At 56.3% G+C, this 24,438-nt stretch carries 14 protein-coding genes; 4 read left to right on the top strand and 10 right to left on the bottom strand.

What is annotated here, in order from left to right; genetic code table 11:
• The first annotated feature begins 9 nt into the window (after positions 1-9).
• Positions 10-2,919 carry a sulfatase-like hydrolase/transferase gene (locus CA54_RS29175; protein WP_197532244.1) on the top strand — a complete coding sequence of 970 codons (2,910 nt, stop codon included), beginning with the start codon at positions 10-12 and terminating at the stop codon, positions 2,917-2,919.
• Positions 2,916-4,304, top strand: coding sequence for a sulfatase-like hydrolase/transferase (locus CA54_RS06580; protein ID WP_146370021.1), 1,389 nt, complete (start codon positions 2,916-2,918; stop codon positions 4,302-4,304). The genes CA54_RS29175 and CA54_RS06580 overlap by 4 nt, the downstream gene beginning before the upstream one ends.
• Before the next feature lie 15 nt (positions 4,305-4,319).
• On the opposite strand, the gene CA54_RS06575 is transcribed toward CA54_RS06580, so the two are convergent.
• The 4 genes from CA54_RS06575 to CA54_RS06560 form a co-directional block, all read right to left on the bottom strand.
• On the bottom strand, positions 4,320-6,074 hold the full coding sequence (locus CA54_RS06575; RefSeq protein ID WP_146370020.1) for a polymorphic toxin-type HINT domain-containing protein: 1,755 nt from the start codon (positions 6,072-6,074) through the stop codon (positions 4,320-4,322).
• 153 nt (positions 6,075-6,227) lie between these two features.
• The gene (locus CA54_RS06570; protein WP_197532243.1) at positions 6,228-7,970 is read right to left on the bottom strand and encodes a polymorphic toxin-type HINT domain-containing protein; all 1,743 of its coding nucleotides are present in this window, start codon (positions 7,968-7,970) and stop codon (positions 6,228-6,230) included.
• Between the two features lie 46 nt (positions 7,971-8,016).
• Positions 8,017-10,971, bottom strand: a complete 2,955-nt coding sequence (locus CA54_RS06565) for a serine/threonine protein kinase (RefSeq protein ID WP_146370018.1) — start codon at positions 10,969-10,971, stop codon at positions 8,017-8,019.
• Positions 10,968-11,591: a sigma-70 family RNA polymerase sigma factor gene (locus CA54_RS06560; RefSeq protein ID WP_146370017.1), complete on the bottom strand. Its 624-nt coding sequence runs from the start codon at positions 11,589-11,591 to the stop codon at positions 10,968-10,970. The genes CA54_RS06565 and CA54_RS06560 overlap by 4 nt, the downstream gene beginning before the upstream one ends.
• A 194-nt stretch (positions 11,592-11,785) precedes the next feature.
• Between CA54_RS06560 and CA54_RS06555 the strand changes: the two genes are divergently transcribed.
• Positions 11,786-13,177, top strand: coding sequence for a mandelate racemase/muconate lactonizing enzyme family protein (locus tag CA54_RS06555; protein WP_146370016.1), 1,392 nt, complete (start codon positions 11,786-11,788; stop codon positions 13,175-13,177).
• Between the two features lie 93 nt (positions 13,178-13,270).
• Here the strand turns inward: CA54_RS06555 and CA54_RS06550 are convergent, their stop codons facing one another.
• The gene (locus CA54_RS06550; protein WP_146370015.1) at positions 13,271-14,308 is read right to left on the bottom strand and encodes a lipid-binding SYLF domain-containing protein; all 1,038 of its coding nucleotides are present in this window, start codon (positions 14,306-14,308) and stop codon (positions 13,271-13,273) included.
• Positions 14,309-14,736: 428 nt separating this feature from the next.
• Here CA54_RS06550 and CA54_RS06545 point away from each other — a divergent pair, with 428 nt between their 5' ends.
• Entirely contained in the window at positions 14,737-15,963 is a 1,227-nt protein-coding gene (locus tag CA54_RS06545; RefSeq protein ID WP_146370014.1) for a sialidase family protein, read from the top strand.
• A gap of 67 nt (positions 15,964-16,030) precedes the next feature.
• Here the strand turns inward: CA54_RS06545 and CA54_RS06540 are convergent, their stop codons facing one another.
• The 5 genes from CA54_RS06540 to CA54_RS06520 all read right to left on the bottom strand — a co-directional run bounded on the left by CA54_RS06540 (position 16,031) and on the right by CA54_RS06520 (position 24,411).
• Entirely contained in the window at positions 16,031-17,389 is a 1,359-nt protein-coding gene (locus tag CA54_RS06540; protein ID WP_146370013.1) for an amidohydrolase family protein, read from the bottom strand.
• Positions 17,389-18,693 carry a DUF1552 domain-containing protein gene (locus tag CA54_RS06535; RefSeq protein WP_146370012.1) on the bottom strand — a complete coding sequence of 435 codons (1,305 nt, stop codon included), beginning with the start codon at positions 18,691-18,693 and terminating at the stop codon, positions 17,389-17,391. Before CA54_RS06535 ends, CA54_RS06540 begins: the two co-directional genes overlap by 1 nt.
• A gap of 65 nt (positions 18,694-18,758) precedes the next feature.
• Positions 18,759-22,937 carry a DUF1592 domain-containing protein gene (locus tag CA54_RS06530; protein ID WP_197532242.1) on the bottom strand — a complete coding sequence of 1,393 codons (4,179 nt, stop codon included), beginning with the start codon at positions 22,935-22,937 and terminating at the stop codon, positions 18,759-18,761.
• A complete protein-coding gene (locus CA54_RS06525; protein ID WP_197532241.1) occupies positions 22,934-23,620 on the bottom strand; it encodes a FadR/GntR family transcriptional regulator in 687 nt (228 codons plus the stop codon). The genes CA54_RS06530 and CA54_RS06525 overlap by 4 nt, the downstream gene beginning before the upstream one ends.
• Positions 23,621-23,925: 305 nt before the next feature.
• Positions 23,926-24,411, bottom strand: a complete 486-nt coding sequence (locus CA54_RS06520) for a hypothetical protein (protein WP_146370009.1) — start codon at positions 24,409-24,411, stop codon at positions 23,926-23,928.
• Positions 24,412-24,438: the final 27 nt, after the last annotated feature.

Below are 24,438 nucleotides of genomic sequence, written 5' to 3'. Positions count from 1 at the left end.
AGGAATTCTATGAACCGCCTCGTTATATTTCTATTCGTCGTTGTTGCCGGTTGGCCCGGTTTGGAAATCGCAGCAGCCGAAACCGCCCCTACGCGTCCGAACATTCTGTTTATTCTGGCGGACGACCTCGCTTGGTCGGACCTGGGGTGTTACGGGCATCCCTGGCACGAAACGCCGCATCTGGACCGCTTCGCCGCCGACGGAATGCGGTTCACCAATGGCTATGCGCCGGCGCCGATCTGTTCGGCGTCGCGGGCAAGTTTCATGACCGGCAAATCGCCGGCGCGGTTGCACTTTGAATTTGTGACCAAGGAGAAGCCGGGACGACCCCAGCACCGCGGCGGTCAATTGATGCGCTCCCCGCCCTATACCATGAATCTACCACTCGCCGAACGGACGGTGGCGGAGCGGTTGGGCGACGCCGGATACCACACAGCGTTCTTTGGCAAATGGCATCTCAACGCGCATCACGGCCGTTATCTGGGATGGAGTCCGAAACATGGTCCGCAACAACAAGGTTTTCAAACAGCCGTTGAGGAATTTGGCAGTCATCCCTACAGCTACGGAAAAGGCAACAAGCCCGCACCGATCACCGCGCCGGGGCAATTTCCGGTCGACTCCATGACCAACAAGGCTGCGGCGTTTTTGCAGGGTAAGCACGACGCTCCGTTTTTTTTAATGGCTTCGCACTTTTACGTGCACACACCCGTCAAGACCCCGTGCGAATGGTTGCTCAAAAAGTACGACAAGAAAATTCCCGCCGCTGCGCCTAATCGCAAAAAGCAGATCGCCTATGCGGCGTTTTTGGAAACGCTGGATCACTATGTCGGACAGTTGCTCGCGGCGCTCGATGCGTCGGGGCACCGCGACGACACATTCGTCGTGTTCACATCGGATAACGGCGGACATCCTGAATTCACCGGCAATGGCCCGCTCCGCGGCTCGAAATGGAATCTCTATGAAGGCGGAGTCCGCGTGCCCTTCATCGTCCGCCTTCCTCAGCACATTCCCGCCGGGACCACCAATTCGACGCCGGTCATTGGTTATGACCTGTTGCCCACCTTCGCCGCCCTCGCCGACGCACCGGTTGATATTGCCGCGGAGAAATTAGATGGGCAAGACCTGACAGCGGTCTTTGAAAAGACAGAGCAGGGACCCGACCGGGCGTTGTACTGGCATTTCCCGTATTACCATCCGGAAAAAGGCTATGAAAAAGCGCAAGCGGACATTGGCGTCAACGACTTTGCTGTCAGTCAAACCCACCCGCATTCCGCGGTACGCTCCGGCAAATACAAAATGCTCTTCTTTCATGAAGACCAACGTACTGAGCTATATGACCTGAGCGAAGACATCGGCGAGCAACACAACCTTGTTCAAAAATCGCCAGCAGTCGCCAACGAGATGCGGCAACTGCTGACGACGTATCTCGACGATGCCGACGCCCGATTGCCGCAACCGCTGCATACCCAAGCCAGTACGACAAACACCGCACCGACTGAAAAACCGCGGAAGCCGAATATTCTGTTTGTCTACACGGATGACCAAGCTCCCTGGGGTTTCGGCGCAGCAGGCAACCCGCAAGCGCATACGCCGAATATTGATCGTCTCGCCGACCAAGGCGCGCGATTTACCAATGCCTTTGTCACCACGCCGGTCTGCTCACCAGCGCGGGCTTCGCTGATGACCAGTCGTTATGCGAGTGAATATGGCATCCTCGATTTCATTCCACATCCCCGCCATAAACTGTTTGATGCGGACAAGCAAATCGGCCTCGATCCCCGTAGTGTCACCTTTGCCGAGGTTCTCAAAGAAGGCGGTTATGCGACCGGCTTGATCGGCAAATGGCATTTGGGCGATTGGACCGCTGTGGAAAATCGTGACTACCATCCCACGCAACATGGTTTCGATTATTTCATGGGGCTGACCGGTGGCGGCACAACGCCTGACGATCCGCCTTTGGAAGAGCACGGGGAGGTTCGCAAATTCCAGGGACTAACGACCGACATCCTTACCGACCGGGCGATTTCGTATATCAAAGAGCATGCGGAGGTACCGTTTTTACTCTGTTTGAACTATCGCGCGCCGCACGGTCGCTGGTTGCCGGTGGCCGATGAAGATTGGGCACCGTACGAAGACCTTGATCCAATCCTGCCTCATCCTGATTATCCCGATCTGGATGTGAAATTGGTCAAACGCAAGATGCGTGAGTATCTGGCAAGTATTTCCGGCGTGGATCGCAATTTGGGCCGTGTCCTGCGCACCCTCGACGCATTAGATATCGCCGGCGACACCGTGGTGATTTACACTTCGGATCACGGCTACAACATGGGCCACAACGGGATTCATCACAAAGGCAACGGGGTTTGGGCGACGAAGACTAGACCACCGACGACCAAGAACATCAACGGCAAGTACCGCCCCAACCTGTACGACAATTCGCTGAAGGTCCCCGCCATCGTCCGTTGGCCGGGCGTGGTGCAACCGGGGACGGTGATCGAAGATTCCACGACCAGCCTCGATTGGTATCCCTCGTTGGTCGAAATGGCCGGCGCGACATTACCAGAACAACACACCGTCCGCGGCCGCAGCCTCGTGCCGTTGCTCCGTGGCGAATCGGTGCCCGGTTGGGATCAGAATGTCTATGCCGAGTACAGCATGATTAACTATTGCCGCGCGTTCATGCGAACTTACCGCACGCCGGAGTGGAAACTGGTCCGCGACTTCCTCGATCCGGCGCGGGATGAGATTTACCACCTCTCTGTCGATCCTGAAGAACGGGTGAACCTGATCGGTGAAGACCGCCCCGAGATTCATAAAGTCATCGCTTACCTCGACCGTGAAATACGTCGCAACATGAAACACATCAACGACCCGTTGCTCAAGACGATCCAACAAAAACCGACCGGAGTCACTCCATGAGTCGATACGCCCTGTTTGCCACGTGCCTGTGGATGACACTGTTGGGGCCGGCTCAGGGAACGGCCGAAGAGAACGCGGTTCGGCCTCCGAATTTCCTGATCATCCTCGCCGACGACCTGGGGCGGGAATTATTGGATTGTTACGGCGGGCAATCCGGTTATGAAACACCGCGGATCAATCAATTGGCTGCCGACGGCATGCGGTTCAAGCATTGCTATGCGACGCCGCTGTGCACGCCCAGCCGGGTGGAGATTCTGACCGGGCGGTATAGCTTTCGCAACTACGTCGCCTGGGGCGAATTGGAGCCGGGCGAAATCACCTTTGCCAATCACCTAAAAGACGCGGGGTATGCGACCGCCTTCGCCGGCAAATGGCACCTGGGGGGCTGGTCTTCAAAACCGCCGCGAATTGCCCTAGCCGGGTTCGATGAGTTTTGTTCCTATGATTCGGTCCAGCTGTTGGCGGATTCGAAGCGCGGGCTGGGGAATCGTTTCTGGGGCGGCACGATTAATCGCAACGGGCAGCAGACAAAACTCGACCGTTACGGTCCTGATGTAAATTGCGATTTTCTAGTCGACTTTATCCGTCGTCACCAGGACACCCCGTTTCTGGCCTACTATTGCTTAACGCCGATGCATCGGCCGTTTCACCCTACACCCGAGCATCCTGATGCGCCTACGGCGGGGGAGGATCCGCCGCAGGCGTGGATGGGTAGTCGCGGCGATGCCCAAAACTATGCCGCCATGCTCCGCTATACCGACAAGCTGATCGGGCGTTTACTCGATACGCTCCAAGAGCAAGGGATCGCCGAGAACACCGTTGTGATTTTTACATCCGACAACGGTACCGACAACAAAGGGGAAGCCAAGACGATCCGCACAAAATTCCGTGACCGGATGGTCAGCGGCGGCAAGTATTTCCCGATCGAGTTGGGGGTCAATGTGCCGTTGATTGTACATTGGCCGCATCGAACCACACCGGGGCGGGTCTCGGAGGAGTTGGTCGATCTTACCGACGTGCTACCGACGATTCGCGAACTCGCCGGGGTGAAAAAAGACGAAGACTACCCCACCGATGGCATCAGTTTGGTGCCCCATCTCACCGGCCAAGCAGAGCACGATAAGTCGTTCATTTATACCTGGGGAAATTTCGACCACAGTTCGAAAAGATATAAAGCCCCAGCAAACTATGCGGAGTCATTTCTACACGTCGTCCGCGATAAGAATTGGAAACTCTACAATGACGGCCGGTTGTTTGATCTTTCGCATGACTTTTTCGAAGAGCATGAGATCCCCGCTGAAACCGACCCCACTGCCGACGCCGCGCGTAATCGCTTGCAAAAATCGCTATCCGAATTGCGAGCGACGCCGCCTAAAAAGTTTTAGTCTCAGACTTGGGATCTAGCGGGCTGTCAATTCTTCTCGCATCAATCCCGGCACGATGGCATTGGTCGGTTCGCGAATGGCGTTGTCGTGGCTGAGTACCATGCCGCGACCGACGAAGTATGTGTGGAAATCGGCGACGACGAGGTTATGGACCTTCTCCGCTGTTCCCCCGGAGATCGCTGCCACTTTTTGCGAGCCGATGACAGTGTGCAACACATTGCCCGCGGCAAGGTTTTTGGCCATTGTCCATCCATGTCCGGAATGCCAGAAGGGATGTCCGCCGGTACACACGAGGGATTCGCCTTCCTGGAGCAGGATCGTCTTGAGTTCTTGGGGAGTCCGCTGCGTGGGACGCAGGACCGGTTTGTACATCAGTTCGCCGGTCTCGATATTCTTGGAGAGCACCCGGTCGCCGGCACGGATTTTTTCAATCGCCACAAACCCCTCGTCCGTCCAGACCGGAGTGCCTGCTTGAAAACATTCGGTCGTCTGCGTGTACTGTTGATAACTTTGATCGAAACTGAAATAGTTTTGATTGTAGCTGAGATCAACAGGCTTCTCGCTCACTTCAGTATCCTGTTCTGAATTCCACCACGCCCACCATTTCTGAGGCGAATTAGAAACATCGGACTCGGAAATTGCTGCCAGGACCGTATAGATGCGGGCATTGTCCTTTTGGGCTTGTGCATTGATTTGCCGAGTCATTTCCTTTTGCCGCCGTGAAATATCCTCAGCTAACCGCCGACTGGATGCGCCATTCATATCCTTTGGTCCGATATAATCGATTGTCGATTCCACAACGAGTGCCCGTTTTTGATATTGCTGTTCGCGGTAGTAGACCTGCCGGATAAACGCTGAACCGTTGCGATAACTGGCTTCGATCTCCGTCTCGATCGGTAGGGTCAGTCGGCCTAACAGCTCTGGAACCGATTGTTTGCGCGGCTTGTCCTGCAGTTCTTCAATGGCCGCGTCCCGCACACGGCTGTTATTGGCTGCGATGGCGACGTCGACAAGGGCATGGGCGGCTTGATACACAGTCATTTTTCCAAACGTACGCGTGGCTGCCAATTCTTCGGGCTCTTGGCCGCGGAAGAACATTTGCTCCATCGCATACACCGCCTCTGGATCGGTAATCGCTGCCAGTTCTGTTTCTGCTTTTTGGCGTCGGCGTTCAGATCGAGAACTCAAACCGGTGCGAATCTTCAGAATGCGTGGCTGCCAACGATTCAGGGCAACGGCGCGGGTTTGCTGTTCCTCTTTAAGCATTTCTAGCTGTTGAGGGCTGAGCCATATTCCGCCGATCATTCGATAGCCAAGCCGTCTGCGGACTGCCTCGGATGTCGGTTGAATTTCCAACGCTTCCACGAGGTGAGCCCGCTCCTGATCCCAAAGTCGGTGTGTCCGGCACCAATCGGCCAGCTTGAGACGTTCGGCAAACGACTCTGCTGCATCACTGCGGCGCTGGCGATATTCACTGCGCAGTGCTAAAAGTTTGTCAGAGGTGGGCTGCTGATCGTACGCGACCCAGCCGGCGTGGGTTCTTACCTGTCCCGACTGCCAATGCGCCGGCGCATCCCGTTTGGAACTGCCCAACACACCTTGGAGTAACTCGGCTCGATTCGCCACGCCTCCATCGACTTCCAAGCGGAGCACCTGTGCCAGCGTCTCCCGCGAATCGCGCGAGACCGGACGCTCAGCAACCACGACAGCTGTACTGGATAATCCTGCAATGACCACAATGACTATGATCTGCGTTGAGCACTTCAGCATGGTATTCACCTTTCCCGGCGTTTTCGCTTGTCCAGTCGATGTCCACGTATGACCTTAAGATCGTGACCAGTTATTCCACAGCATTGGCTTCGTCCATTTGTTTGCAGTTTCGCATTGCTTAAAGGACTTGAGGCAAAGCCGGCAGCGCGGCGACTAACGTGCTCTCAGTTCTTTTCGTATCAATCCCGGAACGACAGCGTTTGTAGGTTTGCGGACGGTGTTGTCGTGGCTGAGTACCATGTCACGACCGACGAAATAGGTATTGAAGTCCGCCACGATGAGGTTGTAGACCTTTGCAATCGGACCGTTGGTCATGCCATCGACTGCCTGTGCTCCGGTCACGGAATGCAACAAGTCCCCCTGCTTCAAATCCTTGGCCATCATCCAGCCCATCCCGGATCGCCAAAATAGATGGCCGATCGTGCAGTCCAAGGTTTCGCCACCCGACAGCATGATCGTTTTGAGCTCTTGTTCGGTCCGCTGGGTCGGTTGGAGAACAGGTTTGTACATCAGTTCCCCGGTCTCAATATCTTTGGATAACACCCGGTCGCCGGCGCGGATTTTCTCAATCGCTACAAACCCCTCGTCCGTCCAGACAGGCGTTCCCGCACGAAAACACGAGATCGTAGGCAGTTGGACAAGTCGTTCATGCGAATGCTCGTAGTAGTATTCGTACTGCTTTTCAGAGACTCCGATGTCCTGCTCGAGGTTCCACCAACTCCACCATTTTTCGGGAGTATTGGACACCTCGGCGTCGGAAATCGCTGCAAGCACTGTGTAGATTCGAGCATTACTGTTCTCGGACTGTTTGTTGAGTTGGCGGGCAAGCTCAGCCTGTTGCCGAGCAAGATCTTCTACGAAACGCTTGGTACCTGTGGCGTAGAATGCGCCCCCTCGACGACCCGTCCCTGGTCTACCACCCTGAAGCGTCGTTTCCACAATGGCTGCTTGACGTCGATACTGCCGCTCTCGATAGTACACCTGACGAATGAACGCGCCAGAATGGTGAAAGCGGGTTACGAAAGCTGTCTCCGTCGAATCGGATAATCGTGCCAATAACTCCGGGACCGAGTGTTTATGTGGTTTCGCTTTGAGTTCTTCAATAGCTGCGTTTCGGACCAGGCTATTGTTCGACTCAACCGCAACATCCACCAGCGCGTGTGCCGCTTGATACGCCGTTATTTCTCTCAAAGCCCGTACAGCAGCCAATTCCTCCCTCTCGACGCCGCGGAGGAACAACTGTTCCATCGCATAAACGGCCGCCGCATCCGTGATGGCAGCCAACTGCCGCGTGGCGAGACGCTGACGCCGCTGGGAACCGGAATGCAAATCGTCACGCAGTTTGGTGAGGCGCGGCGCCCATTTCTTGAGTGCGGCGGCGCGCATTCCCTTTTCTTCGTCGAGTCGTTGCTGCTCTTGCGGGCTAAGCCACGTGCCTCCCACAAATTGATGACCGAGCCGTGTGCGTATCTCGGACGACATCGGCCGAAATTTTAACGCTTTCAGAAGATGCACACGTTCTTGATCAGGCAGTTTGTGAGTCCGACACCAGTTGGCGAGCTGAAGTTGCCCTTCTAGTGTCTCTGGAGTTTTCTGGCGCCGCTGGCGATATTCTTTGCGCAGCGCCGGGCTGGTCTCCAACAACAACAACTGGTCGTAGGCCATCCAGTCTTTCCCGCAACGTACCTCGCCGGCTTGCCAGTGCGCCAGATCATCCCATTTCGAATCGATTAAAGCGTCTTTCAGTCGCGCAGCCCGATTCGTGATGATCCCGTCGGCTTCGGATTGCAGAACCTGCGATAGTTCTTCTTGAGCAGCGCGGCGCGTCAGCGGTTGTCCGGCGAACGTTCCCGGACTCCACATCCCGACAATCGAGAGAAAGATAGCAATAGACATCGAGCGTTTCATGACATCACCCGCCTTTCCAAGCGCAACCTCGCGATTAATCGGCATCCGTTTGAGCAGGAGAATCAACGTTCGATCCGGCTGCCTGATATGTTTTCAAAATCTGTCGTTGTAGATCGCCCCAGTCCAGATCCACATAAGACCGCAGGATTCCCAACCGCCGTTCCGCATCGGTGAGTTCAGCGCTCGTCACAACAGGATTGGCTTTCAGACGCTCCTCCTGCCGTTTGAGTCGCTTCGTCCATTTCTCCAACTTCACGTTCTTTTCTAGGAATGTTCCGGTCTCTTTCTCATAGCGTCGCTCAGCGGTGCGACGTTCATTCATAACCGTTTGCGCGTTGCGATTGACAATACTGGCTTGACGCCATACCGCATGCAACTGGGCATGATACCGCATCATTTGATCCTGCAACGTGAAGAGTCTACGGCGGGTCACATCCCCATTACCAAAACTTGTTTCCCTTGCATTCCCCGATCCGATGTCAGGACCAGATTGCCTGTAGAGTTGAATTTCATATTGCAACGACTGTATTGAGCGTCGCAGCGATTTATCTTGTTCCTCCAACGTGATGTATTCCTTTTCCAACTCATTCAGTTTTTCATCCGCTTGTGAAGTTTGGTCTTCCAACCACTCCTTCCATTGCTTTGCATCCCGCTTGATATCATTCTGCTGGCCGGCGAGCTCTTCACGGCGGTCGGCGAGTTCTTCTTGCTTTTCGTTTCGTTTATCCAGTTGGGCTGTTTGCGTATCCTTGCGGATATCATCCACGCGGGTTTGCAGTTGCTGGTGATTCAATTGCGTCATCAACTGCCCTGCGTCGTACGCCGGTCGATAGGAGGCGCTTAAGGATTCACGAAAATCCATTCCGGGACGCTGCAAAGCCTTATCAACTTTGCGTCCGCTTCCCGGACCCTGCAAAAACGCAACCACGCGTCCCACCCAGTGCGCGGTATTTGTGCGCGTCGCTGTGTCGGGCCAAGCGGCTGGGGAATCGGAAAGGGTCTTCACCAACTGCGCCAGACGATCCAGACCCGGTTCATACTCTTTCCGCGACAGCAAATACCAAATCTCCGCTTGCTCTGCCGGAAGGTAGGGATAATCGGCGCGGTGCTTGGCAGCGGTGAAGTGTTCTAGAGCCTCGGACGGGCGAAAGTTTTTCAAGTTCACCAGCCCCAACGCATAATCGAGCCGCGGATCGTTGTTGCACAGTCGACGGGCTTCGACGGCATATTGTTCAGCCGCTTCCACAGCCGATTTTCCAGACTGCCCCAGCCCTTCTTCCAAAAGGTTTTTGACCAAACCGACGTAGGCAACTTGATCGGATTCCACGCGAAAATCGAGCGGGGGAGGGGGCGTCGAATCCGGTACGGCAAATGGCTGTGCGATCGGTTGTGGGGGGGGCTGCACGTCACGATCTGCCGCCACATCGACCGCCGAAGGGCCTTGGTTTTGCGATTCCTCGACGTTCGACTGTTGTTGCACGCGGGCGATCACTCCTGCGATCTCAGTGATCACCGGCCGTAGTGATTCCGGCAACTGCATCGTGGGCAATGCAACGTCTTGCGCGACTTCAGCGGGCTCTTGATTGGTTGGTTCGGCCACCTTCGGCTGTTTGATTTCGAGCGGACGAACATCTTGCACAACCCTTGGTACAGCTTGATTGTCGCTGCGTGCTTGATGTGCGCGGCGGGGCGCGAGCGTTCGCCCCGCCGCGAACACCAAGCAGCCGCAAATAAGAATCGCCGCCGCCGCGACCCACTTCTGGTGTCGCTTGGACCATGTCGTAACGCGCGCCAACAGATTAGGCGGGCGGGCCGCTATCGGTTCGTTGTTCAAAAACCGCCGCAGGTCGGCCGCCAGATCCTCGGCGGTCGCGTACCGGGCCTGTTTGTGTTTGGCGATGGCTTTAAGAATGATCGTTTCCAGATCCTGCGGAATCGACGGTTCCAATGTTCGGGGGCTGACCGGATCATGCCGCGTCCGTTCGCGCAGCAGTTCCGCACGTGTTTCTGATGTGTACAACGGCTGCAGGGTCGCCAGTTCATACAACGTGGCTCCGAGGGCGAAAATGTCACAGCGGTGATCCACGTCGGTCGGCCGGTCGGAGATTTGTTCTGGGCTCATGTACCGCAGCGTCCCGACCAAATCGCCGGTGCCGGTCAAGGTGGCATCGGTTTCGATTTGCGCCAAGCCAAAATCGGCAACCCAGATCTCGCCCTCACTGTCGAGCATTAAATTGGAGGGCTTGATGTCACGGTGCACAATGCCTCGTTGGTGTGCGTACTCCAATGCTTCAGCGGCCTGGACCCCAATCTGTGCCACCGTGCGGTAAAACATACGGCCGCGGTCAAACCCGCCGGCCGATGAGGACTGCAAGGCTTGCGCATCTGCATCCGCCGCAGCGCCGACACACAGATGCCGCAATTGCACGATCGCGTCCGAAAGGTCCCTGCCCTCGATATACTGCATTGCGTAATAGTGCACGCCGCGTTCGCAACCCACGGCGAAGACCGGCACAATGTGTGGGTGATGCAGCGCCGCGGCCGCTTGGGCTTCGTTTTTGAAACGTTGCAACTGCCGCTTGTCAAGCACGGCCGCAAATGGCAGCACCTTCAGCGCGACGCGCCGCCCGAGCGAGACCTGCATTGCTTCATAAACCACCCCCATGCCGCCCCGGCCGATTTCGCGGCCCAGTGCAAAGTCGCCCAACATCGTGCGGCGGCCGTTGCGGAACCCACCGAGGGACCGTGTTTCGCGATCTTGCTCGGCCGGCCCAATCTGATGCAACGCCGCTAGCGACGGAATCAAGTCGCGGATTTGTCGCTCCAGGTGCGGATATTGTTTCACGATACCCGACACATCGATTGAGCGGCCTTCGTCGAGGAATTGTTCCACCTGCTCGGCGATCAGACCGTAGACCAGATACTCACCCCCGGAACTCTCCTCGGGCGGCGTTTCGGCATGCGGTTTTGAGCGGGACTTCACGTTCATGACGACGATTCCCCGGAAGGGAGACGAGCAGTGAGAATGTCCTTCAGCCGTTTGAGCGCACGACCGTGTCGCATGGTCGCCGCTGTCGCGGCAATCTCAAGCGCTTCAGCGACTTGCAGGTTGCTCATGCCTTCGAAGTGTCGCATCACCAATACCTCGCGGTCACGGTCATTCAATTGTTGCAACGCCGCTCCCACTTGTCTACGTAATTCTCCCTGCTCCATGATTCCACTGGGCGTCGGTCCCCCGGCGAGTAACTGGCGGCCCAAGGCCAACGAGGATTCCGCTGGCAAGCGCAATTCGCGCAGGATGTCACGAGATTGCGTTCCCAGGTGACGCCGCTGAACTTTCAGCAGTCGATCCAATGTTAAACCTCGCAGCCAGACAAACAGGGTGACCCGTGGATTGCTGACGTAAGCGTCTATTTTTTGACTGGCGTCCATAAAGGTCTCCTGCAGGATGTCCGACGGGTCAACGCGACTGGTCAACCGTCCCGCGATCCGCAATTCGACCATCCGCCGCAATTGCGGACGATATTGGCCAAATAACTCGGCCAATGCCGTTTTGTCCCCCGAGCGCAGCCGTGCCCAAGCGCGATGTGCATCTGTTGATTGATCCACGGATTCCCAATTCTCTGTATTGTTTACTCCCCGAAACGATGGGGATTATTCACACATTTTAAGAGAAAAAATGCGTGATTCCTACAAAATACATGAAATTGGTCCGCCTCACAGCAGGCGGGGCAATTCCGCCGTCAAATCGATATGATAGTGCTTAGAGCGGATTCATTTAACATCGACTGAGGATTGAACAGATGACATTCGGCCGCAGCAGTTTGGTAAAAGTGAAAAATATGCACCGACGGCGGTTCTTGAAAACCGGTTTGGCCTCTGTGGCTGTGGGTGGTTTGCTGCGGGGTGTGCCGCTCGTTGCTGCTCCGCCGACTAAAGATTTGACCGTTACTAAAATTGACCGCGTCACGGTGAAGGTCCCTTTTCGTCCCGCGCCGGATCGGAACATGGCGCGAGAAATTCCGCACTGGAAATTTTCCGAAATCTGTACCGTCCATTTACAGAGCGGCCATCAAGGACACGGTGAAACGCTGTTGTACTACACCTGGGGTGTGACCTCGGATGAAGATGTCAAAAACGCCATTGGCAAAAATGCCGCTGCCATCATGTGGGATGATTCTCTCGGTGCGGGGCTGCAAATGGCGCTGTTCGATGCGGTCGCCCGCGCCTGTGATGTGCCGATTCACAGCTTATTGGGACACCAAGTCCACGAGCGGACGCCGCTTTCCTGGTGGAACATCGATACCTATCCCGAAGACATGGCGGCCGAATGCAAGTTGGCGTACAGCCAAGGTTACATGGCCTACAAAACCAAAGGCCGGCCTTGGTTCGATATCTATGATCAGATGGATTTGGCTACAAAAGAAGTGCCGCCCGAATTCAAAATCGACATGGACTTCAACGATACGCTACTCAATGCCGAGCTAGCGATGCCAATCATCAAGGCATTGGCTGAGTATCCGCAAACCGACATTTACGAATCACCGATTCCTCAGAGAGACATTCTCGGAAACCAAGCCATTCGCAAGGCGACGCGCGTCCAAATCGCCATGCACTACGGCACGCCCCCACCGAAAATTGCGATTTGCAAAGGTGTCTGCGACGGATTCGTGATCGGTCGCGGCGCTTCTGCTTTGCTCGCTTCGGCAAATGTTGCTGCGGTCGCCGATATGCCGTTTTGGTTGCAGTTGGTCGGCACGGGGATCACCGCCGCGTTCTCGCTGCATTTTGGCGGCGTGACCAGCCACTCGACTTGGCCGGCGGTCAATTGCCATCAGTTGTATACGCACCAGTTGCTGAAAGAACCGATCACGCTACAAGACGGAACAGCGGCCGTCCCCACCAAGCCGGGACTCGGATACGAAATCGACTGGGAAGCGGTCGAACGTTTTCGCGTCGACAAACCGGCAGCGCGACCCGATCCACCGCGACTTGTCGAAGTCAGCTGGCCCGATGGCAAGAAGATGTATTTCAACCACTTGGGCGGCGTGAACTTCGTATTGGTTCCTTGCGGAAAGCCGGACGTGATTCCGTTTTACGTCCGCGGCGTTAAAACGCGATTGTTATCCGACGACGGTTCCGCGGAATTCCAGGATTTGTACAAGCGTTCCCGCAAAGGACCACTCACGATCTAGCACCCGGTGCGACTTTGCTTTGATCAAAAGCAACAGGGGACGAACTGAGTTCGTCCCCTGTTGAATAAAAAACGATTGCACTCGGCGAGAGAGTTAATTCGTCGGTGCGGGGGGCAACTGCAACGTGTCTGCCGCAGGAGTTGCCGTCAGTTGGGCAATATATTCCTTGATCAAATGGTAGGCCTGTCGAAACTCGGCTTTTTGACTGAGCGAACGATATTGCGGGTTCGCGGCAATCTTATCAAAGCGGCCGAGCAACTCCTGGAGACGTTCCACCGGAGGATGCTGGTCGCCGGTGAATACCTGCGCCGGAAAGGCCAGATACTTCTGCCAGTCGGGGGGCAGGATTTTGGCAAGCTTGATTGCCGCGGCTGCCAATTGCTCGCGTGTTGCTTCCGTATCGTTGACACGTTTGGGCGGGGAAAACGTGGGACCCGATTCCGCTGGGACAGCGACCGCACCGCCGGAGTATTGCATCACTTTTTCGATCAATGTCACAGCCGAGGGAGGCAACGCATTGCCATCGGCGGCAGGAGCAGCGCGGTAATAGGCCGCCTCTGCGGACGGGTCGAGACGAATCGCTGAACCGTCCAGGGAGACGCCCGCAAACAATCCGCGGCTGCGTGCATAGGAGAGAATTTCCGCTTGCAGGCGTTCGTCGGTCGCTGCTGCCAGTTGTCGCCCAACCGGTCCTGCCGCGGCGGCCGCATCGACGCCGATCGTAAACTTTCCGCTGAGCAAACCGCGGACGCTGTTTTTGGTCATGAACACTAAAATGATATCGGTCGACTGGACACCAACTTGAAACCCGATGCTGCCGCCGGTCATCTGCAAAAATCGCGGTGCATCCCAGCCCCGGCTTTCGTTGCGAACCAACGCGATGCCGTGACCGTGCCGCGCGCCAATCACAAAGCCCCCTTTGAGCATATTGGGAATGATCACAATGCCTTCGGCTTTGGCCAACAGCGACTCAGGAATTTTACGTCCCGGTGTCTGCATGACTTCATCAAGCACGGCAGCCGAATTGAGCACAGTCTCAATTTCCCGCGTCTGAGCAGCTAGGCGGGATGCCGAGCAGGTAAAGACCGTCGCAACCAAGGCGGCGGATAAGAAAAATCGGTGAGTTGTCATCGCGGGGACTCCATTCGTTACGGGGATTTCCTAATTCGCTCGGAATTGTAGCCAAGCTGGGTCTCAGATCAATGGCGATTCCCATCAGCCCATTTCACGCTAAAAACAGCCTGTCAACGCATAACTACGCTGCTTGGGTGTTTTTTCAGTAAACTCCACGCGACTTGGCGCGATACTTCAGCGTTGCATGATTACGAACCACGAAAGTCACGAAATATTTGTTAAAGCTCGACGCTGCCAACGTTGCTACTAAGTCGTGGGAGTCTGCTCAGGTCTTATTTTTTCCTGTGTTTCGTGCCTTTCGTGGATTACTTATATAACGACCTGTGATTGCGGTTGCATGGATACCACATCGCTCCGCCGGTATCATTGAATTATCAACAAACGATATTGATCCCCTTCATCGATTCCTTTGCGAGACTCCCTCGATGCGAAACTTTGCCCTCATCACTTTGCTTCTCATGATCATGCACGTTGTCGCTGCACCCACCCGGGGTGAGGAGCCGTCGTTTTCGACTGAACTGATTTTTCCCGTCGAAGATTGGCACAACCACGGTTCGTGTGTTGTCGAATGTCCCAACGGTGACTTGCTGGCCTGTTGGTTCCATGGTTCTGGGGAACGGAAGGCGGACGACGTGGTGATTCTCGGAGCGCGAAAACTCAAAGCGACCGGTCAATGGACCAAGCCGTATGTGATGGCCGATACCCCCGGCTTCCCCGATACGAATTGTTGCATGATCATCGATCCCGACGAGCGATTGTGGCTGCTGTGGCCCACGATTCAGGCGCATACCTGGGAGAGCGCGCTGATGAAATACAAGATCTCCGAAAATTACATGCAGCAGGATGCAACTGCCCCCGAATGGGATTCGATGCAAATTCTGCATATGAAACCGGGCGATGATTTTGCGGAGAAGGTGCAGCAGGCGACTGACAAGTACGTGGCCTCGCTCAATATTCCGGACAATCTTGCGCCGTTGGTCAATGCTTGGAAACAGCGGAATCAGAAACAGGCCGCTGACAAATTGACGCGGCGGCTGGGCTGGTTCACTCGCGCGCATCCGTTGATTCTAGATGGCAAAACCATGCTCGTCGGTTTGTATTCTGATGGATTTTCGTTTTCGCTCGCTGCCCTGACCGATGATGGAGGCCAAACTTGGCGGTTCAGTGATCCGATTGTTGGTGGTGGAAATATTCAGCCGAGCTTTGCCCGCAAGGCAGACGGCACGCTGGTGACCTACATGCGCGACAACGGCCCGCCCCCCAAACGCGTGCTGGTTTCCGAATCGACCGACGGGGGTATGTCCTGGGGCACGGTTTATGATCATCCACAACTGCACAATCCCGGAGCGGGGTTGGAGCTAGCCAATCTGGCGGATGGCGACTGGATCTGCATTTACAACGACGCGGAAAACAGCCGCAGCACTTTGGCCGTTTCGATCTCCGACGACGAAGGGGCCACCTGGAAATGGACGCGGCATCTGGAGCAGGACAAAACCGGCAAAGGCCGCTACCACTACCCTTCGATCATCCAAGGCAAAGATGGCATGCTGCACGCCACGTACAGCTACTTCGTTCCCACCCCCGATGGCGAACGCAAAAGCATCAAGGCCGCAACGTTCAATAAAGCTTGGGTCCTCGAAGGAGACCAATAACACCGGGTGCGGGGGGCTAAGAAATTCTGGGTGCCGTGGCTGGCTTGCCTAGCAGTGCGGTGAGCCGTTATTCGTCCGACACGCGTTCCAACAGTTTCGCCGGGTCACAGACCTGTCCGCCATGCACCACCAAGACGATCTTCCGCGTGTTACGAATATCCTGGAGCGGGTCGGCCGAAAGTACAACCAGGTCCGCTTGTTTGCCGACCTCAATGCTGCCCAGCATGTCGGATTGTTGCACGATCCGCGCATTATTGAGCGTGGCCGAGCTGAGCGCCGCTGCCGGTGACAGCCCCGACGCGACTAGCATTTCCAATTCCTGATGCAGCGAAAAGCCGGGCGGGACGAACGGTTCGGGCGTGTCGGTTCCCACCAGAATCGTGACCCCCGCCTGATGCAGCAAGCCGGTCAGTTCCTGATACTTCTCAATTTCGCGCAGCCGTAACGGGCGCGTTTCGGGAGCGAGATTGCTGGAAGCGCGATACTTTTCCCAGTATCGCAGCATCCGTTTCGGCACATGTTTCAAATCGGCGTGTTGGTGGACTTCTTCCAAGTCGTTCAAATAGATCATATTGCGAAACACGACCAACGTCGGATCGACGGCCACTTTTTGCTTCGCCAACTGCGCGATCAATGCTTGGCATTGCGGGTTTTGCAAATCAAGATTCGCCCGTGGATTGGCGACCTTGGCGGCTGCGGGAGAGATGCTGTAGTTGAACACCGACCAGATGTGTTCCAAACAATCGATCCCGTCCGCTGCCGATTCCTGAGCGGTGTAGCGGCCCAAATGTCCGGTGACGATCATACCGCGGCGGTGGCCCTCTTCAATTACTTTTTGCCCGATTGCTCGCGGTGTGCCGACATAGATTTTCAGTGTCACCACATTCCACTGTGACATCTCATCCACAAAGGCGGGGACCAGCGCCGGGTCGGTCAAGCTGTACCCGATGTCGCGATGTACCGGACGCGCGCCGTCAATGAGCGGACTGGCCAGAAACACTTGCGGACAAAACTCCGGATGCAGCGCCGCATACCGCGCGATACCCACTTCGGCAACAATCGCATCACCGGCACTACGAACCGACGTCACCCCCGCTGCCAAGAACAGCGGTAAAAACTCATCACCGGTCACATGCGTGCGATCGGCCAGATGCACCAAATGCACATGCGCGTCGATCAGACCGGGAATCACGTATTTGCCGCCCGCTTCGACGACGGTTGCTCCGTCGGGAATCGTCGCCGGTTCTTCGCGCGTGCCGATCGCCGTGATCAACCCGTCCTCAACCACAACGGTGCGCTCCGGTAGCATCGTCCCGATCGCGGTATCAAACACCGCCGCATCGCGGAGCACCAATGGCGGAGGTTCGGCGGCAGTGACCGTGCTGTGAACCAAGCACACCGCAACGAACAGGGCCAATCGCATCATCAGACCTCGTCCAATGGTTGGGTGGCATCGCCGAAGGCATCCAACTGGACGCCCATTTTGTCCATCATGCTCAGGTAAAGTCGACACATTTGGCGGTCGGGTTTTTCAAGGTAATCCAGATTCTGACCCCCGCGAATCCGCCCGCCCCCGCCGCCAACCATCACCACCGGAAGCTGATTCGCATCGTGGTGCCCGTTGAGCATGCTGGAACAGAGCATCAACATCGAGTTGTCCAGCAGCGTGCGATCTCCTTCGCGAATGCTGTCCATCTTGCGGGCGATGTAGGCGACCTGTTCCAGGAAGAACTGATTCACCTTCAACCAATCGTCCGTATCGTTGTGTGAGAGCAGATGGTGAATCATGTAGTCCACGCCTAGATGCGGAAAGCGCAACGTGCCGTGATCGTTGTTGAGTTTCAAGGTGCAGACGCGGGTCGTGTCGGTTTGGAAGGCCAACACCAAAATGTCGCTCATCAACCGCATGTGTTCGACAATGTCCTGCGGATATCCATCGGCAGGACGCGGTATGTTGGGACCGGTCAATGTTGGACGCCAGCCTTGCAGTTCGCCCCGCTTCCCGGCTCGTTCGATTCGCTGTTCCACATCACGGACTGAGTTTAAATACTCATCCAGTTTATGTTGATCGAGAGTGCTAATGTCCCGGCGAAAGTCCTTGGCATCTGCTAACACCGCATCCAGGACGCTCTTGTCGCCCAACTGCGCACTTTCTTTGAAGAGGTGGTCGAAGGCCAACGCGGGATAGACTTCCAAAGGTGTTGGCGTGGTCGGGCTGCTCCAGGAAATGTGTGAGCTGTACAACATGGAATAGTTTTTGTGCACCGACGGATTCGCTTTTTCGCAACCCAGCACCAGACTCGGCAGTTTGGTCTGATGGCCGATTTTTTGCGCCACAACTTGATCGACACTCGTGCCGGAGCGAATCGTGCCGCCTGCCGATAGCGGCGCGCCGGACAACAAGTTGCCCGTTTGCGAACTATGAATGTTCCCCTTCAGCGCTTCGGCGTTGTACAGCCCGCGAATGAAGGTCATCCGGTCGCGAAAATCATTCAGCGGAGACAGCACCTTGCCGAGTTCCATCGATTTGCCTTCCCCCTTGGCCCACCACTCGTGGCGATGGTAGCCGCAGCCGGAAAACAAAATCGCCATGCGGGTCGGCGCTTGGCTCGCGGGGGTTTGGCTGGGCGTTTCGTCTCCCCAGACCGACAGCGACTCCATCCACGGCAGGGCCAAACTCACACCCAAGCCGCGAAGCATCGTTCGACGTGAAAACTGATGGACTGCCATGGGACCGCTCCGGTTGAAATAATGATATTCGCTAATATCCGTTGTAAAATTCCGCGCCGCTCAATTCAATCGCCGACTAAATCTCGGCCGCGAATCTGTTGGAATTGTTTGCTCGATACAATCGCTTCGACAGCCACATGAAATCGGTAATCGCCCGCCTTCAGTTTTTCTTGCATCGTGGCCAACAACGGCTCATCTGACAATTGTACTTCCCGCCCTAAGGCATAGCCCAATAATTTCCGGCAGAATTGTCGGACCACATCGTCGCGACGAACCGTGAGCAGATAGTTTCGCAATCCCGCGATTCCTTCCATCGGCTGGCCATTGTCGAGGACTGTTTTTGTATCCGCCGGTTCCGGGCGCAGGCGGCCGATGGCATCGTATTGTTCTAGTGCGAAGCCGAACGGGTCGATACGGACGTGACAGGTGGCACACTCCGGAGCGGAGCTATGTTTCTCGATCAACTGCCGCGCCGAGAGTCCCGCCGGAACGGTTTCGGGCAATTGCGGGATATTGGCCGGGGGGCGCGGCAAACGCTCGCCCAGCAACGTTTCGTAAATCCAGTTCCCGCGCAAAATAGGACTCGTCCGCGAGGCGCCCGATTGGCTGGCCAAAAACGTAGCCATCCCCAAAATCCCGCCGCGGCCTTGCGCCTGTAGCCCCTCAACACGCCGCCACTCATTGCCCTCGACGCCGCTTATTCCATAGTGCTGAGCCAGCGCCGCATTCACGAATGCATGATCCGCATTGAGTAATTCCAGAATCGAACCGTCGTTGCGGAACATATCTTCGAAGAACCGTACCGTCTCTTCATACATCGCACCGCGGAGCTCCGCGAACTCGGGATACAACGCTTCGTTTTTATCGTCGTTCTGATCAAAGTCCCGCAGATGCAGCCATTGGCAGGCAAACTGCACTGCCAACCGCCGCGTCCGTGGATCGGCCAGCATCCGCCGCGTTTGTTTTTGCAACACGCCTTCCGACAGCAGCGCACCCGAATCACCCGCTTCACGAAGTTCAGCATCGGGCAGAGACGACCATAGGAAATAACTCAGCCGATTCGCCAACTCGATGCCGGAGACTTCTGCCGCTGCGTCACCCGTCGGCGGGGTTTCGAGCCGATACAAAAATGCCGGCGAAGCCAATACCCGCGCCAACGTCAATTGAATCGCTTCCTCGTGTGGAATGTCCGATAGGCGCAGTCCGTCATAGAGCCTGCGTAAATCCACTTGCTCCGATTCACTCAACGGCCGCCGCCAAGCGCGATTGGCGAATTCCAAAACCGCATCGATGTGCGCCGGTTCAGTGTTTTTTAACCGTGTGCGAAATAGATCCGCCCGCGCATTGATCGGCCCGCGCATCGGCTCAAACGCTTTCACCAAGTCCGGCCGATCCTGTGTGGCGAATTCATAGATCTGTTCATACGCCACCGTCAGCGCGATCGGTTCCTGAGCGACGTAGAATAATTCATCCCACAATCGATCCAATTCAGCCACCTGCTTATCATTGAGCATCAACCGTTTGAGCTGATCATCCTCCCGGAAATACAATGACAACGTAACCACTTCATCAACCGGCACAATCCGGGCATAACAAAGGGCCGCAGGAAACAGGTTGCGAAACTCCGCCACCGCCTGTTTGGCACGCTGCTGCGTTTTTTTATCTGCCGAAACGACAATCGGCAGCGCCGGCGATAATGAGAGCGACTCGGGTTTGGTGCTGAGAACTTGAAGCTGCACACTCCCACTCGTTGATGTCGCCGCATGCAACGTCCCCGACACGGCAAACTCCGCTCCGCTCGCCAATTCTTTCGGTAGTCGCACTTCGAGAACCTGCGGCGCCTGCACGCACAGACTGGCCGGTTCAATGGCCGAGCCGTTGGGATGTTTGCCAAATTGCGCCGCGTCGATTCCAAAGGGGGAATTGCTTCCCGAGGCCGCTGTGCCGGCCACCATTGCCCAGTGCAAAGGACCTTTCCAGTCGTTCAACAATGTTCGTAACGCCCGGTCCGGTTTGCTGAGTGATGCTTCCTCCATCGTCGTCATCGCCGTTTGCACGGATTGCGCCAGCTGCTGGATTTCGCCGACCGGTTTCTCGCCGAGCACGGCCGCTCGCCACTGGGCGAGGGCGGAGCCGGGGGGTAATAATGAATTGGTGGACTCCATATTCTCTGAGGCTCCGAAGTGCCAAGTCTCTGCGTTGCCGTACGCATCGGGCAACGGATTGGACTCCAGGATTCGATCAACGACATCCGTTGCTAAATCCCAAACACGCGCTTCACCCCCGACCTCAGACAATTTCAAGGCAACGTGAGTTGTGTCGCAGGCGTGCGCTTTGTCCCGGGCGTTGATGATCAGCGACACGACGTCTCCGGCGTGAATGGTCGTTTTCCCCTCGGGGGAAATCGTCTGGCGCCCGCCGTTATCCACGGTACCGCTTGCCAGTTGTGTCGTGCCCGTTTCCGCATGCCGTTCTAAGCGCCAGGCAAACCCATTGCCGCACTTATCGTCCGCATCGGCCGCGAGGCCCTCAATCCGCAACTGTCCATCCAGCGGGCTACGCCAAGCGATGATCGATTCCTGCGTCGGCGTCGGATGTACCGTCACTCCGCGGGCGGGAATCGTCAACGTCAGAAACGTCACGTCCTCTGTCGCACGATTCGTCAACAGGCTCGGCAAAATCCCCGCACCCCAACCGTTGATGGAATCATAATTCTGCACGTTGGTTAATTTGTTGGTGAACAGCCCGCGAATCTCACGTTTCTCTTTCCGCTCCAACCCAAGCAGCGTGGACCACGCTTTGAGCAATTGCGGATTCAAACCGTTGGCTTCGGCGAATTCTTCCAACGTGGCCGTCGAGCTGCGCAATTTGTCGACCCCATCGAGATAAGCCGCCGTCCGCGGGCCTTCGCTGGAAATTACCTTTGATATGCGCTCGTCCAGACCGTAGACATCGCGCAGCAGTATCGGCGGGTGCGCTGCTCCCGACTCATCAGCCGGAAACTCAATACGTGGACGTTCCCAAATCACATAGTCCGCATCGCGGCCGTTTCCCAAATCATCAGCCGTGAGATACAGCACAACATCCGCATCGGCCGGCGGCAGCGCCAACCGTATGTCCTGTCGCGTCGTGACTTTGTCGACCGGCCCCATCCAGTTTTTTTGCACGCCATCGCCCGTCAATTGACCGATGGGATTAAACTTCCACAACGCCTGTTGCGCGGTTGTGATTTCTGCCACCAGCTGCGGCACGTCTGCGACTGTCGCTTGCCGCCATTTTTGGCGAAACCGATTCACGACGAACGAATCCGGTGATTCGGCTGGATTTGACAATGCTATCCACAATATCTGCAGATAACGGGGGCTGAGCGAACGTTCGTCGGCAACCTGTTCAATCGACTTTTGACCGGCCAGCAGGGCGTCCCGTTCTTCGAACGTGGCCGTTAGATATCTCTCAACGGGCAACAGGCCCTCTTGGTCGGTGTCGAATTTCGTGCCCTGCCATGTGACAACCGTCCCGTCCCCGCTTTGGGTATAACGGCGGTAGAACGCTTGGATGCGGGCCAGCAATTCGTCCGTGTGGTCACGCTTCGAAGTATGCGGCGAAAAACGAATTCCGTCGGGCAACAGCACCACATGCGCGGCAACATCTTTGGCGGCTTCGAGATACTTGGTGACCAGCGACGGTGACATCGCTTGTGCGGAACCGGTGTTGATAAAGCCTTCCCCAGCGGCGCCGTCGATCGGAAATTCCTCGGTGGGATCAAGCGTGGCGACAACGGTCAGGTCGCGGATTGTATAATTGTACTCCGCATTATTCAGCCGCCGCAGCACGATTGGTCCGGGATCGCCGGCGCGGGCATTGGCTTCGAGAGTGAGAAAATCCCGCACCCAACTCCGCAGTGAATTTAGCTCCCCAGCGGTCGGTTGCGGTTCATCACGCGGCGGCATCTGTCCGCTTTCCAGCATCTGACGAATCCGCAACCACGTTTTCACCTGCTTGCGCGCAGTGGCCATTGTCGGAATCGTCGAAAGGTCAACTTCCGCTTCCGCCAAATCCGCCGAGTGACAATCGAAACAATACTGCCGCAACAACGGTTGAATCGTCTCGCCGTAGTCTTGCTCTAAAGCGGTCGCGGATTTCTCTTCTGCCCGTAGCAAAGGCGCTGACCAATTGGTCGAGAGTACCAACGCGATCAAAATTGCTGAACCGCCGCGCTGAGAGAGACTGGGGAAATTTCTCATCGACCCGCTCCAATCCGCTGACGATGACTTTCGATGTGAGCTTTCAATTCCGCGGTGGCCCGCTCGACATTTTGGTCGCGCAAGTCCTCGACGATTCGCCGATGGCTCGCAATGCCCGCTTTCCATTCCGCCTTTTTGACGCTATCGCGGAAGCGACGAAAGAACACCTGCAATAGATCATCGAAGGCCACGAGCGGCGCGAGGCCGCTGGCTTGCATCAGACTGCGGTGAAATTCGATGTCGACTTCAATTTGCACCTCAAACTTGCGCGACGCACTGAGGCGATCGACGATGGATTTCAGCGAATCATACAAAGCGGGATCATCCGCCATCCGCCGGGCCACGTGCGGGAGGACACCGGTCTCGATGATGATGCGCGAGTCAATCAATTGATGCGGGTCGGCGGCGTGCAGGGCAGGGTGGAAGCCGAGGTGCTTGGTGACTCGCTGCAGGTCGATTTCCCCGACTGTCAGTCCGACGCCGGTCCGCGATTCGACAATCCCCAAAAACTCCAGCGCCTTGGTCGCCTCGCGCAGGCTGAGTCGGCTCACGCCAAACGATTCGGCCAACTCCGTTTCATTCGGCAACCGGTCACCGGGAACCAGTCCTTCAGAAACGATATACGACTTCAGCCCTTCGGCAACCACATCCCGCAGCTTCTGCCGTGGCAGAGTTTTTAACATGAACCTCTCCGCAAACCAGAATCCCGACGGCACACGTGCCATTTTTTACCAGCATTCAGATTATCAGACAATCTGGCAATGTCAAGAGTTTCTGGTTCTGCAGCGGTATCGCGGTGAACGTCACAACTCAACGAAACGGGAGGGCGAAGCTCCCGCTGAGCCGCGCGCAACCAACGACTTGCACCCCGTTAAAAGACCGCAACGAATCTAAAAATGTGCGATTATTCGATGTTGCGGCATCTCGATTTGGGTGAAATCAATAGGTAGACAGCGGCTCGGCGGGAGCCTCGCCCTCCCGGATCGGTTTATCGTACATTCGACGACGCACGGATCTCCCCCGGTTTGGCAACTGGCGCCGACGCCGTGTGCGTTGCTTCCCAGACACGACGAAAACCGGCGACGTCGTCGTTTTTTAATCCCCATTGGTATTGATACCAGCGCCCATTTTCTCCCCGCCAATGCAGTGTCGGGTACGAGCGAACCCAGGCCGGGGCTGCTTTCCATTCCAGTTGGACCGGTAGGGCGTCGGCTTCGCGGTCTAGGCGTTGGCAGCCGGGGCAGGTGAGGCGGAAGTCCTTGTAGGCGAATACCACCGGTTTGGATTCCGCTCTTTCGTGGGCGGCCGCTTCGCAACGGCAATCCAGGCCGCAGGTGCATTTGCCGCCTGAGCTGCAATGGCACGGCCCGACGACTGACCAAGAGAGCGGCTCCTCACCGGCCACCTCTCGTGTCGACGGTCCAACGATCCGCCAATTGAGCGGCTCATCCGCGGTGACTTGGGTGTAACACAATCCGATGAATAACAGAGTTAATGTTCA

It is taken from the genome of Symmachiella macrocystis, assembly GCF_007860075.1.
GTDB lineage: Bacteria > Planctomycetota > Planctomycetia > Planctomycetales > Planctomycetaceae > Symmachiella > Symmachiella macrocystis.
Note: the sequence above shows the minus strand (reverse complement) of the source record. Positions and strands in the feature narration are given on the sequence as shown.